This window comes from Streptomyces sp. NPDC048352 (assembly GCF_040651895.1).
Classification (GTDB): Bacteria; Actinomycetota; Actinomycetes; order Streptomycetales; family Streptomycetaceae; genus Streptomyces.
On record NZ_JBEZKZ010000119.1, the window covers coordinates 1 to 14,170 of the forward strand.

The 14,170-nt window shown below is 72.3% G+C and carries 15 protein-coding genes; 8 read left to right on the forward strand and 7 right to left on the reverse strand.

Annotated elements, in window-relative coordinates; all coding sequences use genetic code 11:
• Positions 1-93: 93 nt before the first annotated feature.
• From AB0D45_RS33225 to AB0D45_RS33240, 4 genes are all read right to left on the reverse strand, one after another.
• Positions 94-654, reverse strand: coding sequence for a Clp protease N-terminal domain-containing protein (locus AB0D45_RS33225; RefSeq protein WP_362466110.1), 561 nt, complete (start codon positions 652-654; stop codon positions 94-96).
• A complete protein-coding gene (locus AB0D45_RS33230) occupies positions 654-863 on the reverse strand; it encodes a helix-turn-helix domain-containing protein (protein ID WP_042818984.1) in 210 nt (69 codons plus the stop codon). Before AB0D45_RS33230 ends, AB0D45_RS33225 begins: the two co-directional genes overlap by 1 nt.
• Positions 864-921: 58 nt before the next feature.
• Positions 922-1,884 carry a zinc-binding dehydrogenase gene (locus AB0D45_RS33235; RefSeq protein WP_362466113.1) on the reverse strand — a complete coding sequence of 321 codons (963 nt, stop codon included), beginning with the start codon at positions 1,882-1,884 and terminating at the stop codon, positions 922-924.
• 386 nt (positions 1,885-2,270) lie between these two features.
• A complete protein-coding gene (locus AB0D45_RS33240; RefSeq protein WP_361602903.1) occupies positions 2,271-3,473 on the reverse strand; it encodes an NADP-dependent malic enzyme in 1,203 nt (400 codons plus the stop codon).
• A 527-nt stretch (positions 3,474-4,000) separates the two neighbouring features.
• Between AB0D45_RS33240 and AB0D45_RS33245 the strand changes: the two genes are divergently transcribed.
• The 4 genes from AB0D45_RS33245 to AB0D45_RS33260 all read left to right on the forward strand — a co-directional run bounded on the left by AB0D45_RS33245 (position 4,001) and on the right by AB0D45_RS33260 (position 7,549).
• On the forward strand, positions 4,001-4,954 hold the full coding sequence (locus AB0D45_RS33245; RefSeq protein ID WP_362466116.1) for an ABC transporter substrate-binding protein: 954 nt from the start codon (positions 4,001-4,003) through the stop codon (positions 4,952-4,954).
• Positions 4,955-4,984: 30 nt separating this feature from the next.
• Entirely contained in the window at positions 4,985-5,932 is a 948-nt protein-coding gene (locus tag AB0D45_RS33250; protein ID WP_361602897.1) for an amino acid ABC transporter permease, read from the forward strand.
• A gap of 11 nt (positions 5,933-5,943) precedes the next feature.
• Complete coding sequence (locus tag AB0D45_RS33255) at positions 5,944-6,696, forward strand: amino acid ABC transporter ATP-binding protein (RefSeq protein WP_361602915.1); 753 nt, start codon at positions 5,944-5,946, stop codon at positions 6,694-6,696.
• 223 nt (positions 6,697-6,919) lie between these two features.
• Positions 6,920-7,549 (forward strand): CGNR zinc finger domain-containing protein, encoded by a 630-nt coding sequence (locus AB0D45_RS33260; protein ID WP_361602894.1) that lies wholly within the window; start codon positions 6,920-6,922, stop codon positions 7,547-7,549.
• On the opposite strand, the gene sodX is transcribed toward AB0D45_RS33260, so the two are convergent.
• Complete coding sequence (sodX, locus tag AB0D45_RS33265) at positions 7,453-7,872, reverse strand: nickel-type superoxide dismutase maturation protease (RefSeq protein WP_361602891.1); 420 nt, start codon at positions 7,870-7,872, stop codon at positions 7,453-7,455. The genes AB0D45_RS33260 and sodX overlap by 97 nt on opposite strands.
• A 172-nt stretch (positions 7,873-8,044) precedes the next feature.
• On the opposite strand from sodX, the gene sodN reads away from it, so the two are divergent.
• Positions 8,045-8,440: a superoxide dismutase, Ni gene (gene sodN, locus AB0D45_RS33270; RefSeq protein ID WP_361602888.1), complete on the forward strand. Its 396-nt coding sequence runs from the start codon at positions 8,045-8,047 to the stop codon at positions 8,438-8,440.
• A 139-nt stretch (positions 8,441-8,579) separates the two neighbouring features.
• Here sodN and AB0D45_RS33275 read toward each other — a convergent pair whose 3' ends face one another.
• Together AB0D45_RS33275 and AB0D45_RS33280 are read right to left on the reverse strand one after the other, a co-directional pair.
• Positions 8,580-9,248, reverse strand: coding sequence for a hypothetical protein (locus AB0D45_RS33275; RefSeq protein ID WP_361602885.1), 669 nt, complete (start codon positions 9,246-9,248; stop codon positions 8,580-8,582).
• A 240-nt stretch (positions 9,249-9,488) separates the two neighbouring features.
• The gene (locus tag AB0D45_RS33280; RefSeq protein ID WP_018102711.1) at positions 9,489-9,674 is read right to left on the reverse strand and encodes a DUF6104 family protein; all 186 of its coding nucleotides are present in this window, start codon (positions 9,672-9,674) and stop codon (positions 9,489-9,491) included.
• A gap of 140 nt (positions 9,675-9,814) precedes the next feature.
• On the opposite strand from AB0D45_RS33280, the gene AB0D45_RS33285 reads away from it, so the two are divergent.
• From AB0D45_RS33285 to AB0D45_RS33295, 3 genes are all read left to right on the forward strand, one after another.
• Positions 9,815-11,866, forward strand: coding sequence for a trypsin-like peptidase domain-containing protein (locus tag AB0D45_RS33285; RefSeq protein WP_362466120.1), 2,052 nt, complete (start codon positions 9,815-9,817; stop codon positions 11,864-11,866).
• Between the two features lie 175 nt (positions 11,867-12,041).
• A complete protein-coding gene (locus tag AB0D45_RS33290; RefSeq protein ID WP_362466123.1) occupies positions 12,042-13,073 on the forward strand; it encodes a MoxR family ATPase in 1,032 nt (343 codons plus the stop codon).
• 6 nt (positions 13,074-13,079) lie between these two features.
• On the forward strand, positions 13,080-14,170 hold a 1,091-nt coding region (locus AB0D45_RS33295), incomplete at its 3' end, for an SAV_2336 N-terminal domain-related protein (RefSeq protein ID WP_362466125.1).

The window sequence follows — 14,170 nt, forward strand, 5'->3', positions numbered from 1 at the left end:
CCCGAGGACGTCCAGTAATCGGGAGCCTCTCCGCCTTGCGATGCACGGCACCGGACGACGCGGGCTTAACCGGCAAGATCCGAAAGAGACGGCCTAGGCCGCGAGGGCCGTCTCCGCCGAGGCGTAGGTGACCCCGTGGTCCGCCAGGACCTCCGAGACCGTGCCGGGGCGGGAGATCAGGGCCAGCAGCAGGTGCGGGGTGCCGATGTGGCGGTCGCCCCGGCCCAGGGCGATGCGCAGGGACTGCTCCAGCGTCTTCTTCGCGCCCTGGGTGAGGGGGACGTGGCGCCGGTCCGGTCCGGGGCGGCCCAGGGCGGTGCGCAGGGTCGCCGTCAGGGTGCGCCTGCGGGGTGCGGGGGCCGCGAGGACGCCCGCGCCGTGGCTCTCCTCGATCCGGGAGACGATCTGCGCGAGGTCGATGCCCAGCCCCGCGAGGGCTTCCTCGTCCGCCCGGGACATCCCGCCCCGGCGGCGGGCCGCCTCCAGGGCGGCGGTGACGGCCGCGCCGTCCACGTCCAGGCGGTCCAGGGCGCCCCCGGCCAGCAGGGACAGCAGCAGGTGCTCCTCGGTGACGGTGGCGGCGCCGGCCGCACGGGCCCGGTCGACCGCGCCCGTCACCGCGCGGCGCGCGTCGAGGGTGAATCGTTCGAACATCACAGCCTCCCGTGTTTCTTGTGCACGGCCTGCCGGCTGACGCCCAGCTCGGCCGCGATCTCCTGCCAGGACCAGCCCTGCGCGCGGGCGCTGCGCACCTGTACGGCCTCCAGCTGCTCCAGCAGCCTGCGGAGGGCGGCCACGGCGCGCAGGCCCACGCGCGGATCCCGGTCACCTGCCCGTTCGGCGAGGTCGGTCGCTTCGGTCATGCACGTCAATGTAGGTTGACACGGGAGGAGTGTCAACCCTGGTTGACGAGCGCGGGGGTCAGACCGTCAGCACGACCTTTCCGAAGAGGTCGCCCGACTCCAGCTTCTCGAAGCCCTCGCGCGCCCGGTCCAGCGGCAGCACCTGGTCGATGACCGGCCGCACGCCGGTGGCGGCGCAGAAGGACAGCAGGTCCTCCAGCTCGTCCTTGGTGCCCATGGTCGAGCCGACCACCTTCAGCTCCAGGAAGAAGATCCGGTGCAGCTCGCCCTGCGGCGGGTTGCCGCCGCTGGTCGCGCCGGAGATCACGAGGGTGCCGCCGGGGCGCAGGCACTTGACCGAGTGCGACCAGGTGGCCGCGCCCACCGTCTCGATGACGGCGTCCACCCGGAGCGGGAGCCGCGCGCCCGGCTCGTACGCCTCCACCGCCCCGAGCTCCACGGCCCGCTTGCGCTTGGCCTCGTCGCGGCTGGTGGCGAACATCCGCAGGCCGGCCGCCTTGCCGAGGACGATCGCGGCGGTGGCGACGCCGCCGCCCGCGCCCTGCACGAGGACCGAGTCGCCGGGACGGACCCCGGCGTTGGTGAACAGCATCCGGTACGCCGTCAGCCAGGCCGTCGGCAGGCAGGCGGCCTCCTCGAAGGAGAGCTCGGCGGGCTTGCGCAGCACGTTCCAGGCCGGGACGGTCACCTGCTCGGCGAAGGTGCCCTGGTAGCGCTCGGTCAGGATGGAGCGGGGCTCGTCCGGGCCGACCCCGTGCCCGCTCTGGCCGATCACGGAGTGCAGGACGACCTCGTTGCCGTCCTGGTCGGTCCCGGCGGCGTCGCAGCCGAGGATCATGGGCAGTTTGTCCTCGCCGAGGCCGACTCCGCGCAGCGACCACAGGTCGTGGTGGTTGAGCGAGGCGGCTCGGACGTTGACGGTCACCCAGCCGGGGCGGGCGCCGGGTGCCGGGCGTTCGCCCAGCACGAGGCCGTTCAGCGGCTGGTCACGGTCGATTCGGGCGGCATAGGCAGCGAACATGGCGCCAGAGGCTACCGGTCGGTAGGCCGGTCTGACCAGAGGCGCTTGATCACCGGCGAGCCGGAATGGAACCACTGGTTCGATCCTCAACTACCGCCCGTACCAGGTGGTTTGCCGCGCGCATGGGACTAACCGGAACGTCAAGAGCGGCCGAGGATGAGGGTAGGATTCAAGCCATGCGGCGCGCTCGCCATGAGCCTGTCATTCTCGTCGCGTTCTCGCTTTGCGTTCCCGCGTTCTCTCGCGCGCCCGGCAAGGGGGGCGGAACGACCCCTCCCGGTTCGGGGGCGGGGAGGGTGCGTTCCTGCGAGAGGACGACGCGCACGCGAAGAGGCCCGGCCGGAATCGATCCGGCCGGGCCTCACCCGTACAGCTCGGCATGGCGCTCAGGCCAGGCGGGCCACCCCGTCGGCCTTCGCCGCCGCGGCGACCGCGGCCGTGACGGCCTCGGCGACGCGCTCGTCGAACGGCGAGGGGATCACGTAGTCGGCGGCGAGCTCGTCACCCACGACACCGGCGATGGCGTCGGCGGCGGCGATCTTCATGCCCTCGGTGATCCGGGTCGCGCGCACCTTGAGGGCGCCCGCGAAGATGCCCGGGAAGGCCAGCACGTTGTTGATCTGGTTCGGGAAGTCCGAGCGGCCGGTGGCCACGACAGCCGCGTACTTGTGCGCGATGTCGGGGTGCACCTCCGGGTTCGGGTTGGCCATGGCGAAGACGAAGGAGTCCTTCGCCATCGAGGCCACCGCCTCCTCGCCCACCGTGCCGCCGGAGACGCCGATGAAGACGTCCGCGCCCGCGAGGGCCTCTTCGAGCGTGCCGTTCAGGCCGCTCTTGTTGGTCAGGCCCGCGATCTCCGCCTTGACGTCCGTCAGGTCGGTGCGCTCCGAGGAGACGACGCCCTTGCGGTCGGCGACGCAGACGTCGCCGATGCCCGCGTCGACCAGGATCTTGGCGATCGCGATGCCCGCCGCGCCGGCGCCCGCGATGACGGCCCGCAGGTCGCCGAGGGTGCGACCGGTGAGCTTCGCGGCGTTGCGCAGGGCGGCCAGCGTCACGATGGCCGTGCCGTGCTGGTCGTCGTGGAAGATCGGGATGTCCAGCGCCTCCTGGAGGCGGCGCTCGATCTCGAAGCAGCGGGGAGCGGAGATGTCCTCCAGGTTCACCCCGCCGAAGGACGGCGCGAGACGGATGACCGTCTCGATGATCTCGTCCGTGTCCTTGGTCGCGAGCGCGATCGGAACCGCGTCCACGCCGCCGAACTGCTTGAAAAGAATCGCCTTGCCCTCCATGACGGGGAGGGAGGCCTCGGGACCGATGTCACCGAGGCCGAGCACGGCCGTACCGTCGGTGACGACGGCGACCACGTTCGACTTCCAGGTGTACTCGTTCACGAGCTCCGGCTGCTCGGCGATGGCGGTGCACACCTTCGCCACGCCGGGGGTGTACGCCAGGGACAGGTCGTCCTTGTCGTTCACCGGGACCGTGGCCTGGATGGCCATCTTGCCGCCCCGGTGCAGCGCGAACACCGCATCGGGGTTGTTGTCCGTCGCACTGTCGCTGCGAGGGTTGACGATCTCCGCTGCCACTTCGTGTGACCCCTTAAGTCCTTTGAATCGTTGAGGGTGGCCACTCCTGGTTAAGGGGTGGGCGGGCACCGCGTCCGTACTCCGCATCGACGGTTGGACCGTCTCCGCGGAGGGGAGGTTCGTACGCGCGGGCGCGCCGCACGCGCGCCCTGAGCCCCGGATGAGGGGTGTAAGGATCTGTTCTACCCGAAGAACACTCGGCCAGACGAGTCGATTCCGGACTGATCGTAGGCCCCTTGTCCCGGTTTTGGCTAAAAGTCCAAAGCTCTCTGTCCAGCAGGCGAGACGTCCCGCAAATAGTGAGGCGAAAACGGCAGGTCACGGGGGTTTGTGCGGCTCCGGGAGGCCTTGCCCGCAGTCCTGTTGGCTAGTCGGCCGCGCCCGTTATCTGATTTTGACCTGACGAGCAGCCTGAATGCGTCAGTCCGAATGGCAAGATGCCGTAATCACACAAGGTCGCGACACTCGATGGTGCGTGCCCGGCCTTCTCTCGGATGCTTTTCCACCCCTGTCGGAGGAACCAGCTCATGACCGCAAGCACCACCCGTCGTACGACCGCCGCCCGGTCCCGGATCGCCGCGGTCGGCGCGATCGCGGTCGCCGGCGCCCTGATCCTCACCGGATGTGGCGACCAGACCGAGGGCAACGGCTCCTCGACCCCGTCGGGCAAGACCGACAACAGCGCCCCGCTGTTCTCGAAGCTCCCGAAGAAGATCCAGGACGCCGGTGTCATCAAGGTCGGTTCGGACACGGCCTACGCGCCGATGGAGTTCGTCGACGGCGGGAAGATCGTCGGTGTCGACCCCGACATCGCCGAGGCGCTCGGCAAGCAGCTCGGTGTGAAGTTCCAGTTCACCTCCGGCACCTTCGACGGCCTGATCACCTCCCTGGAGACCGGCCGCCAGGACATCGCGATGTCCTCGATCACGGACAACAAGAAGCGCCAGGAAGGCCTCGACGACAAGGGCCAGAAGATCGGCAAGGGCGTCGACTTCGTCGACTACTTCTCCTCCGGCGTCTCGCTCCTGGTCAAGAAGGGCAACCCGGACAACATCAAGTCCCTCGACGACCTGTGCGGCAAGACGGTCGCCGTCCAGCGCGGCACCACCTACGAGGACACCTTCAAGGCGCAGGCCGAGAAGTGCGGTGACAAGAAGCTCACCATCGAGGCCTTCGACACCGACGCCGAGGCCCAGACCCGCGTCAAGGCCGGCGGCGCCGTCGCCGACCTGAACGACTTCCCGGTCACCGCCTACACGGCGAAGACCTCGGGCGGCGGCAACGACTTCGAGGTCGGCGGCCAGCAGGCCGACGTCGGCCTCTTCGGCATCGCGGTCTCCAAGGAGAACACCCAGCTGCGCGACGCCCTCAAGGAAGCCCTCGACGCCATCATCAAGGACGGCTCCTACGCCAAGGTCCTGGAGAAGTGGAACGTGAAGGACAGCGCCGTGCAGTCCGCCACGGTCAACGCAGGAAAGTAAGACCGAGCGCTCCACTGAAGGGCAGTCATTGTGACTGACAAGATCGACAAGGGTCCGGCCGCAACTCCGGCCGGCCCCGGCGCCTCGGGCACCCCCTACGAGGCGATCAAGGCCATCCCCGTACGGCACTACGGTCGCTGGATCAGCGCCGTGGTCGTCGCCGTACTGCTCGCGTGGCTCGTCTACGCCTTCTCCCAGGGCAAGATCATCTGGGGGACGGTCGGCGACAAGCTGTTCGACCCCGCGGTCCTCACCGGCCTCGGCAACACCGTCATCATCAGCATCTCGGCCATGGCGCTCGGCCTGGCGCTCGGCATCCTCTTCGCCGTGATGCGGCTGTCGAAGAACCCGGTCACGAGCTTCGTGTCCTGGCTCTACATCTGGTTCTTCCGCGGCACCCCGGTCTACGTGCAGCTGCTGGTCTGGTTCAGCCTCCCGCTGATCTTCCAGTACATCAACCTGGGCCCGATCTACAAGAACGAGACCGTCGACGTCATGACGCCGTTCATGGTCGCCCTGCTGGGCCTCGGCCTGAACGAGGGCGCCTACATGGCGGAGATCGTCCGCGCGGGCATCCAGTCCGTCGACGAGGGCCAGAGCGAGGCCTCGCACGCGCTCGGCATGACCCAGACGCAGACCATGCGCCGCGTCGTGCTCCCGCAGGCCATGCGCGTGATCATCCCGCCGACCGGCAACGAGTTCATCAACATGCTGAAGACCTCCTCCCTGGTCTCGGCGGTGCAGTACACCGAACTCCTGCGGGCCAGCTCCAACATCGGCAGCACCGCCGGCGCGGTCATCGAGATGTACTTCGTGGCCTCCATCTGGTACCTGGCGCTGACCAGCGTCTTCAGCGTCGGCCAGTACTACCTGGAGCGCCGCTACGCACGCGGCTCGCTGCGCAGCCTGCCGCCGACCCCCTTCGAGCGGCTCAAGGCAAACCTGAACATGTTCCGCCGTACGGAGGTGGCGAAGTGACCGCCCAGCCGATGGTCAAGGCCGAAGGCGTCCACAAGTCGTACGGCGCCGCCCACATCCTGCGCGGGATCGACCTCGAGGTCGCCCCCCGCGAGGTCTTCTGCCTGGTCGGCCCGTCCGGCTCCGGCAAGTCCACCTTCCTGCGCTGCATCAACCACCTGGAGCGCATCAACGCCGGCCGGCTCTCGGTCGACGGCCAGCTGGTGGGCTACAAGCAGAAGGGCGACAAGCTCTACGAGCTGAGGGACAGCGAGGTCGCGGCCCAGCGCCGGGACATCGGCATGGTCTTCCAGCGCTTCAACCTCTTCCCGCACATGACCGCCATAGAGAACGTCATGGAAGCCCCGGTCATGGTCAAGGGCGAGAGCAAGGCGGTGGCCCGCGAGCGTGCCGTACGCCTCCTCGACCGCGTCGGCCTCGGCGACAAGGGCGGGAACTACCCCACCCAGCTCTCCGGCGGCCAGCAGCAGCGCGTGGCGATCGCCCGCGCGCTGGCCATGGAGCCGAAGCTGATGCTCTTCGACGAGCCCACCTCGGCCCTGGACCCGGAGCTGGTCGGTGACGTCCTCGACGTCATGCGGGACCTGGCCGAGTCGGGCATGACCATGATCGTGGTGACCCACGAGATGGGCTTCGCCCGCGAGGTCGGCGACAATCTCGTCTTCATGGACGGCGGCGTGGTGGTCGAGTCCGGCCACCCGCGCGAGGTGCTGGGCAACCCGCAGCACGACCGGACGAAGGCGTTCCTGTCCAAGGTGCTGTAGCGCGGTGCGCCGGCGCAGGGGCGGTACGGGTTTCCGTACCGCCCCTGCGGCGTACCCGGACACGTTCCACCCGCAGCCCCCGGTCGCCGGGCCGGTCCGTCGTACGGAACGGGCCAGTTGTAGCGTCGGCTCTCCAGAACTCCTCCAGGCGTAATACCCTCGAAGCGATAACAGCCGTTACGCGGCCCGTGCAGACACTCCTCCGCAGCCATAAGGACTCCACGTGGAACTGGCCCATTACTCGGACTTCGCCGTGCGCCTGGTCAACACCGAGGAGCCGGCCCGCAACAAGGACGCCCTCACCTCCGTGGACGACGTCCGCGCCCTCTTCGGGGCCAGCGTGCAGATGGCCCGCCGGGTCACCGACACCGACGTCACCCGCTTCCGCAACGTCCGCGGCCGGCTGCGCGCCGTCTTCGAGGCCGCCGACGGCGGCGACCACGTCCTCGCCGTCGACCTGCTGAACTCCCTCCTCATGGAGTTCCCGGTCAGCCCCCAGGTCACCGGCCACGACACCGTCCGCGACGACGGCAGCCCCGACTGGCACATCCACCTGGCCGAGCACCCCTCCAACGCCTCCGCAGGCTACGCCGCCATGGCCTCGATGGGGCTCGCCTTCGCCCTCACCGAGCACGGCCCCGACCGCCTCGGCCTGTGCCAGGCGCCGCCCTGCCGCAACGCCTACCTCGACACCTCCACCAACCGCTCCCGGCGCTACTGCTCCGACCGGTGCGCCACCCGGGCCAACGTCGCCGCCTACCGCGCCCGCAAGCGGCTGGAGGCCGAGGCGTCCGCGCGCAGCAGCCGCACCGCCGACACGGCCCAGGACAGCCGCGCCCTCAGCGAGCGCTGACCCGCCGGGCGCGGCCGCAGCCGCAGCACGGCCACCGCCAGCACCAGCTCATCGGGGACCGCGCCGTAGTCCGTGCTGTCCCCCGTCTCGTTGAACGGGTTGTCCCCGAGCATCCACCAGCCGCCCGGGCGGCGCTCGGCCGCCCGTTTGACCACCAGCAGGTCCTGCTGGAGCGGATGCCGGAACACCACCACGCCACCCGGCCGGACCGGCGCCCCGTACCGCACCACCAGCCTGTCCCCGTGCAGCAGCGTCGGCACCATCGACGGCCCCGTCACCTCGCTGATCCCGACGCGCACCCGCGCCCGCCCGCTCTCCGCCATCTCCGGCCTCCTCGTCCTCCCCGCATGCTGCCGTACGCCGCCGTACGTTCGCTCACCGCTACCCGGCCGTCACTGGACTTTTGTCCTAAGCCCATGGGGGCGCCCGCGATTTCCGGATTCTCAGCGAGTAATCTCCACCCTTGAGAAGACGATCACGAGGAGGACCCACTCCATGCTTTCCCGCTTCTTCGCCCCCAAGGTGAAGGTCTCCGCCCACTGCGACCTGCCCTGCGGCGTGTACGACCCGGCCCAGGCCCGTATCGAGGCCGAGTCCGTCAAGGCAGTCCAGGAGAAGTACCAGGCCAACGACGACGCGGACTTCCGCGCGCGCGCCATCACCATCAAGGAGCAGCGCGCCGAGCTCGCGAAGCACCACGTCTCCGTGCTGTGGAGCGACTACTTCAAGCCGCCGCACTTCGAGAAGTACCCGCAGCTCCACACCCTGGTCAACGACACCCTGAAGGCCCTCTCGGCCGCCAAGGCGTCGAACGACCCGGCGACCGGCCAGAAGGCCCTCGACCTCATCGCCGAGATCGACCGCATCTTCTGGGAGACCAAGGCCGCCTGATCTTGGGCGCCCGAGGAATCTGCTGCGCTGCTGGTCAGAGCGCACACCACAACGGCCCGACCGCTCCCCGCGGCCGGGCCGTTGGGCTCTCGCCGGGCGGCAGGCGGTAGACGGGAGGGCCGGATGCGGTGCGGCGGTGCTACTTCACGTCCTTGGCCAGCACGGCCACGGCGGCCTTGCCCACCACCGTCGTCAGGACGTAGTTCGTCGAGCTGCTGAAAGCGACACCCACGCCGGCCGGTATCGCCTTCGCCATCGCCTTCTGGGTGAAGGTGATGGACACCCGCTTGAACAACTGCTTGATCGTGATCAGAGCGGGGCCCCGCAGGTACTGGTACACCAGCTTCTCGGCGACCTTCTGGACCGCCGCCTTGCCGCCCTTCGCCGCCATCTGTTCGGCCGAGCCCGCCAACGCGAGCAAGAAGGCCAGGTGCTTCTTGTCCTCGCCGCTCAGCTCCGCCTCGTACACCTCGACCAGGCACATGCACATGTCGACCTGGAGCTTCAGGACCATGGCGGCGTCGGTGACACCGCCCCCCAGGACCGCGACCGCCGTCCCGACCCCCGGAATCACGCTCGGGGCCGCGGTGACCGCTCCGGCGGCCGCCGCGAGTTTGGAGTACCGGCCGGTGATCTTGGCGGCGATCCTGCGCTTGTCCTCGAGGCTCTCGGGCTCCCGCTCGAACTTCTTCCGGAAGGTCGCACGGTAACCGTCCACGAGCTTGGTGGCCGCCTCCGGCGTGATGGCGATCGTCTCGACCGCCTTCTGGAGCCGGGACGGTTCGAGCTCGTCTGCCGCGTGGTTCATGGGTGCCTCTCCGGATCCGTTGCACCTCGGGAAGAGGACAACTGGTACTGCGTACGGTCCTGTGTGCGGAAACAGTGACATGTACAGCCGATCCCGGGCCCGTCTTTCAGGAGTTCGGTCTCGCGGTGGGACGTTCCGGCCAGGCGGGCGTGCCGTGTGCGCCGAGGGGCCCGACCGCGTGCGGTCGGGCCCCTCGGCCGTGCTCCGTCCGGCCCTCGGGCCGTGCGGGTGCTGCCGGGACTACTCGTCCTCGTCCTCGTCGTCGTCCAGGCGGGCCAGCCAGGTCGCCAGGCGTTCCACCGGGACCTCGAAGTCCGGGTTGAGGTCCACGAACGTGCGGAGCTGCTCGGCGAGCCACTCGAAGGTGACCTCCTCCTCGCCGCGCCGCTTCTCCAGCTCCTCGATGCCGCGATCGGTGAAGTACAAGTCGGGCTCCGTGCCGTGTGGTGATGGGGGTGTTTCCCGCCAGGATAATCGGCTTACCCGCGAGACCCTCCCGCCCGCGGGGCCGCCGGCGCTACGGTGGACGCCCTCTCACGGGGCGAGCGGGCGACGGGGGTCTGGGGATGCCGGAAGGGCGCACGGCCGGCTCCGCGCGCGCCTTCGAGCTCCTGGAGCCCCTGGTCCGTGCCGCCACCGTACGCGTCCACGCGCCTGCGGACGGGTATGAGAGCCCTGGGACGGGGCCGACCTGGGGGAGCGGGTTCTTCATCGCCCCCGGCTGGGTCCTGACGTGCGCGCACGTGGTCGGCGAAGGGGGTGCTGCCGTGCGGCTGGCCGGACGCGAGGTCGGCATCACCTTCTCCTCCGGCGGGGACGGCGCCACCGGCACGGTCGCCGGCCGTGTCGAGTGCGTACTGCCCGAACGGCTCGACGAGCGCCGGCCCGGGCGGCGCGCCCTGTGGGACCTGCCCGACCTGGCGCTGGTCCGGGTGCTCGCGCCCGTCACCCACGCCTGCGTGTGGCTGACCGACCGGGCCCGGCCCCGCCTCGACGAGGCCGCGTACTTCGGCTGCACCGAGGAACTCGGCATCCGCGAGATCACCGGCCGCACCACCCGGCTGCGCGGCATCGCCGCCGGCGGAGCCGCGATCCGCCTCGGTGACGACGACGAGATCGAGGCCGGCATGTCCGGCGGGCCCGTGGTCGACCTGGCGCGCGGGGAGGTCGTCGGGATCGTCAAGGCCCGCCGCCACGCGGGCGGCGGCGGACTCGCCGTGTCCGTGGCCCAGCTGCGGACCCTGCCCGTGGGGGCGGCCGGCCAGCCTGGGCTCTACCGCAGGGTCATGCAGGCCCACGACCTCTACCACTACGACCGCCACCTGAGCGACCTCGACAGCCGCCGCACCTGGACCGACGTGCACGACGAGCTGCCCGCCGGGGACGCGGACCCCTACGGCGGCCGCGGCCGGCTCACCCCCGGCGAACGCACCACCCTGTGCGGGCTGCTCGCCGAACTCCCGCCGCCCACCTCCTCCGAGGCCGTGCGGGAACTCGCCGAACAGGCCCGCGGCGAGGAGCCCGACACGACCCTGCCCGCCCCGCTCAGCTGGCGCGACGGCCTCGGGCTGCTGCACGACCCGCCGGGCGCGGGCGGCGAGGCCGCCGCGATGCTCCGGTACGCGACCGCCGTGAGCGTCGCCGACTACCGCGAGCCGCCGGCCCCGGGCGCGGACGAGGAGCTGTGGGACTGGGTACGGGCCACCGCGGAGCGGCTGTGGCGTCCGCTGCGCCGGGAACTGGGCGAGCGGCACGAGCGGGGCCTGGCCGAACGGGACCGGCGCCGGCGCGCTGCCGCCGGCCGGGCGGCGCACGGCCCCGCCCGGCGGGCCCACGTGCTCCCCGACGGGCCCTCGGTGCTGCTGGAGGCCTGGGCGCACGGCTGGGAGGACGTCTACGACTGGCGGGTGTCCGTCCTGGCCGGCCCGGCCCGGCCCGGCCGGGTCACCCCCGTGGCCGCGGGCGTACGGGCCACCGCGCCGGCCCTGCCCGAGGCACTGCGCGCCCCGCTCGCCGAGGGGTTCCGGCGGTGCGACACGCACGAGAGCGCCGCGCTCCTCGAAGTCGCCGTCGCTCCCGAGCTGTTCGGGCTCGCGGTGGACGAGTGGGCGGTGTCGGGCGGGACGCCGGTCGGGGTGCAGCGGCCGGTGGTGTTCCGCTTCGGCGGGGACGCCGTCTCGGCCGGGCGGTGGGAACGCGTGCAGGCGGGCCCGCTGCTGGCCCAGCGCGCCGACTGCCTGCGGGGCCGGCCGCGCAGCCCCTCGCCGGGGTGGCTGGAGGGGCTGGTGGACACCGCCGTGCCGGTCCTCTGCCGGGCGGCGGGCACCGAACCGACGCGGGGCGCGCTGCACGCCGTACGGGACGCCGGCTACGGGGTGGTGCTGTGCCGCAGGCCCCCGGCGGACCCGGGGGTGTCCTGCGCCCCCTTCCACCGGGGGCTGCGCGAGGAGCTGGCCGAGGCGGGCCGGGGCGCGGTGCTGCCGCGGCGCCTCCAGGCCCTGCGCCAGCGGGCGTACGGGGCGGATCCCGACGCCTACTGGGCGGCCGGGCTGGCCCTCGTCTGGGACGACCCCGCGCGGGCGCTGCCCGAGGACGAGCCGCTGCAAGGGGACCTGTGAGGCGGGGACCCGGGCCGGGCGGGGGCCGGGCGGGGAAGCCGGTAGAGCGGGGCCCGGGCGGTGCGGGGGGTACGGGCGTTGCGGGCCGTACGGGCGTCGCCGGTGGAGCGGGGCCCGGACGGTACGGGCGGTACGGGCGGTACGGGCGTTGCGGGCTTCGTGGGAGGGAGCGGCCGTGAACGAGGAATGGCTCATCTACCGGGGCGTGGGCGAACCCCACGACGGAATCGCGGCCCTGCCCGACCCGCCCCCGTGGCGGGACTTCGACGGCGGTCCCGTCGTGGAGCCCGGCGGGCCCGCCGCGGCCGCCGACGGGAACGTGGCGCGCCGCCTCGGCGCCCACCGGCAGGCCGCCGAGCTGCACCGGCCCGAGCCCGAGGAACTGGAGGCCGTCAACGCCGCCCTCTACCTGCGCAGGCCGCTGCTGGTCACCGGCTACCCCGGCACCGGCAAGTCCACCCTCGCGCATGCCGTCGCCCACGAGCTGAAACTCGGCCGGGTGCTGCGCTGGCCGGTGGTGTCGCGGACCGTGCTCCAGGAGGGCCTCTACCGCTACGACGCCCTCGCCCGGCTCCAGGACGTCCAGATCGCCGCCGGCTCGGGCGGGACGGGGGCCGGCGGGGCGGGGAGCGGCGGCGTGCCCGGCATCGGCAGGTACATCCGGCTCGGCCCGCTGGGCACCGCGCTGCTGCCCGCCGCACGCCCGCGGGTCCTGCTCGTCGACGAGCTCGACAAGAGCGACATCGACCTGCCCAACGACCTGCTGAACGTCCTGGAGGAAGGCGAGTTCACCCTGCCCGAGCTGGAACGGGTCGCCGACTCCGAGCCCGAGGTGCAGGTGCTCACCGACGACGGGGCGAAGGTCACCGTCCGGGACGGCCGGGTGCGCTGCCGGGCCTTCCCGTTCATCATCCTGACCAGCAACGGCGAACGGGACTTCCCCGCCGCCCTGCTGCGCCGCTGCATCCAGCTGCGGCTCGGGCAGCCCGGGGAGAAGCGGCTCGCCACCATGGTCCGCGCCCACCTCGGCGAGGAGGCCGCCCGGCTGGGCGCGGACCTGATCCGGGAGTTCCTCAGCCGCTCCCGCTCGGAGCTGGTGGCCGCCGACCAGCTGCTGAACGCCATCTACCTCACCCACTACGCCGCCCCGCCGAGCCGGGACGACCTCGCGGACCTGCTCATCCAGCGCCTCGACCGCCCGAGGTGAGCCGGAGTGCCCCAGGAACCCGCCGACCCCGGCGGTGCCGTCCCGGCGGGTGCCGTCCCGGCCGGTGCCGCCGGGCCCGCCGCGCCGGAAGGAGCCGCCGAGCTCCGCGCCCTGGCCGGGCTGCTGCGCGCCGCCGGGCTCGATCCGTCCGCCGAGGAGCTGGCCGACGCGCTGTGGCTGGCCGGGCGCACCCGCATCGCCGCCGCCGGGGCAGCGGGCGCCGGCCCGGCGTCCGGCTCCGCCTCGCCGGAGGAACCGCCGGGCCCGCCCGGGCCGTCGAGCGCCGCCGAGCCCGCCGCGGAACCGCCGGCGGAGCCGGAGCGGGAGGAACCGGAGGCCGAGGACCCGGTCCGGCTCTATCCCGCCGGGCAGCGGCCCGCCCCCGACACCGGCGCGGCCGCCGGGGTCCCGGTCGCGGGCGCCGTCCCCGTACGGGTGCCCGGGGCGGCCGCGCTGCCCCGGATCCTGGAGATCCAGCGGGCCCTGCGCGCCCTCCAGCGGCACCGGCCCCCCGGCCGCCCCACCCGTACCGTGCTCGACGAGGCAGCCACCGTCGAGGCCAGTGCCCGCGCCCTCGGACTGGTCATCCCGGTGTTCCGGCCGGAGAGCCGGCGCGAGGCGACCGTACGGCTGGTGATGGACGCCTCCCCCTCCATGGCGGTCTGGCAGGAGATGTTCGAGGAACTCCGGGCCGTCTGCGAACGCCTGGGCGCCTTCCGCGACGTCCAGGCCCACCACCTGCACCGGCTCGCGGACGGCACCGCCGCCGTCGGCCGCGGCCCCGCGCCCGGCCCCGGCCTGCGCTCCGGGGACCAGCTCCGCGACCCCACCGGGCGGGCCCTGACCATCGTCGTCTCCGACTGCGCCGGGCCGGTGTGGCGGGAGGGCGAAGCGCAGCGGCTGCTGCACCGGTGGGCCGAGTGCGCGCCGTGCGCGGTCGTCCAGCCCCTGCCGCAGCGGCTGTGGAGCCGCAGCTGGCTGCCGACGGAACGCGGAGTGCTGGAACGGGCCGCCACCGCCGGGGGCCCAGGTGCGGGCGGCGCCGGCCCGGGCGGCGGGCCGCGGCTGCGTTTCCGGCCCGAGCGGCCGCCCCGGCC

What these genes read in the sequence shown, in the direction of transcription:
- AB0D45_RS33225 (WP_362466110.1), bottom strand. Translation starts at nt 654, where the DNA reads ATGTTCGAACGATTCACCCTCGACGCGCGCCGCGCGGTGACGGGCGCG.
- AB0D45_RS33230 (WP_042818984.1), bottom strand. Translation starts at nt 863, where the DNA reads ATGACCGAAGCGACCGACCTCGCCGAACGGGCAGGTGACCGGGATCCG.
- AB0D45_RS33235 (WP_362466113.1), bottom strand. Translation starts at nt 1,884, where the DNA reads ATGTTCGCTGCCTATGCCGCCCGAATCGACCGTGACCAGCCGCTGAAC.
- AB0D45_RS33245 (WP_362466116.1), top strand. Translation starts at nt 4,001, where the DNA reads ATGACCGCAAGCACCACCCGTCGTACGACCGCCGCCCGGTCCCGGATC.
- AB0D45_RS33255 (WP_361602915.1), top strand. Translation starts at nt 5,944, where the DNA reads ATGGTCAAGGCCGAAGGCGTCCACAAGTCGTACGGCGCCGCCCACATC.
- sodX (WP_361602891.1), bottom strand. Translation starts at nt 7,872, where the DNA reads ATGGCGGAGAGCGGGCGGGCGCGGGTGCGCGTCGGGATCAGCGAGGTG.
- sodN (WP_361602888.1), top strand. Translation starts at nt 8,045, where the DNA reads ATGCTTTCCCGCTTCTTCGCCCCCAAGGTGAAGGTCTCCGCCCACTGC.
- AB0D45_RS33275 (WP_361602885.1), bottom strand. Translation starts at nt 9,248, where the DNA reads ATGAACCACGCGGCAGACGAGCTCGAACCGTCCCGGCTCCAGAAGGCG.
- AB0D45_RS33285 (WP_362466120.1), top strand. Translation starts at nt 9,815, where the DNA reads ATGCCGGAAGGGCGCACGGCCGGCTCCGCGCGCGCCTTCGAGCTCCTG.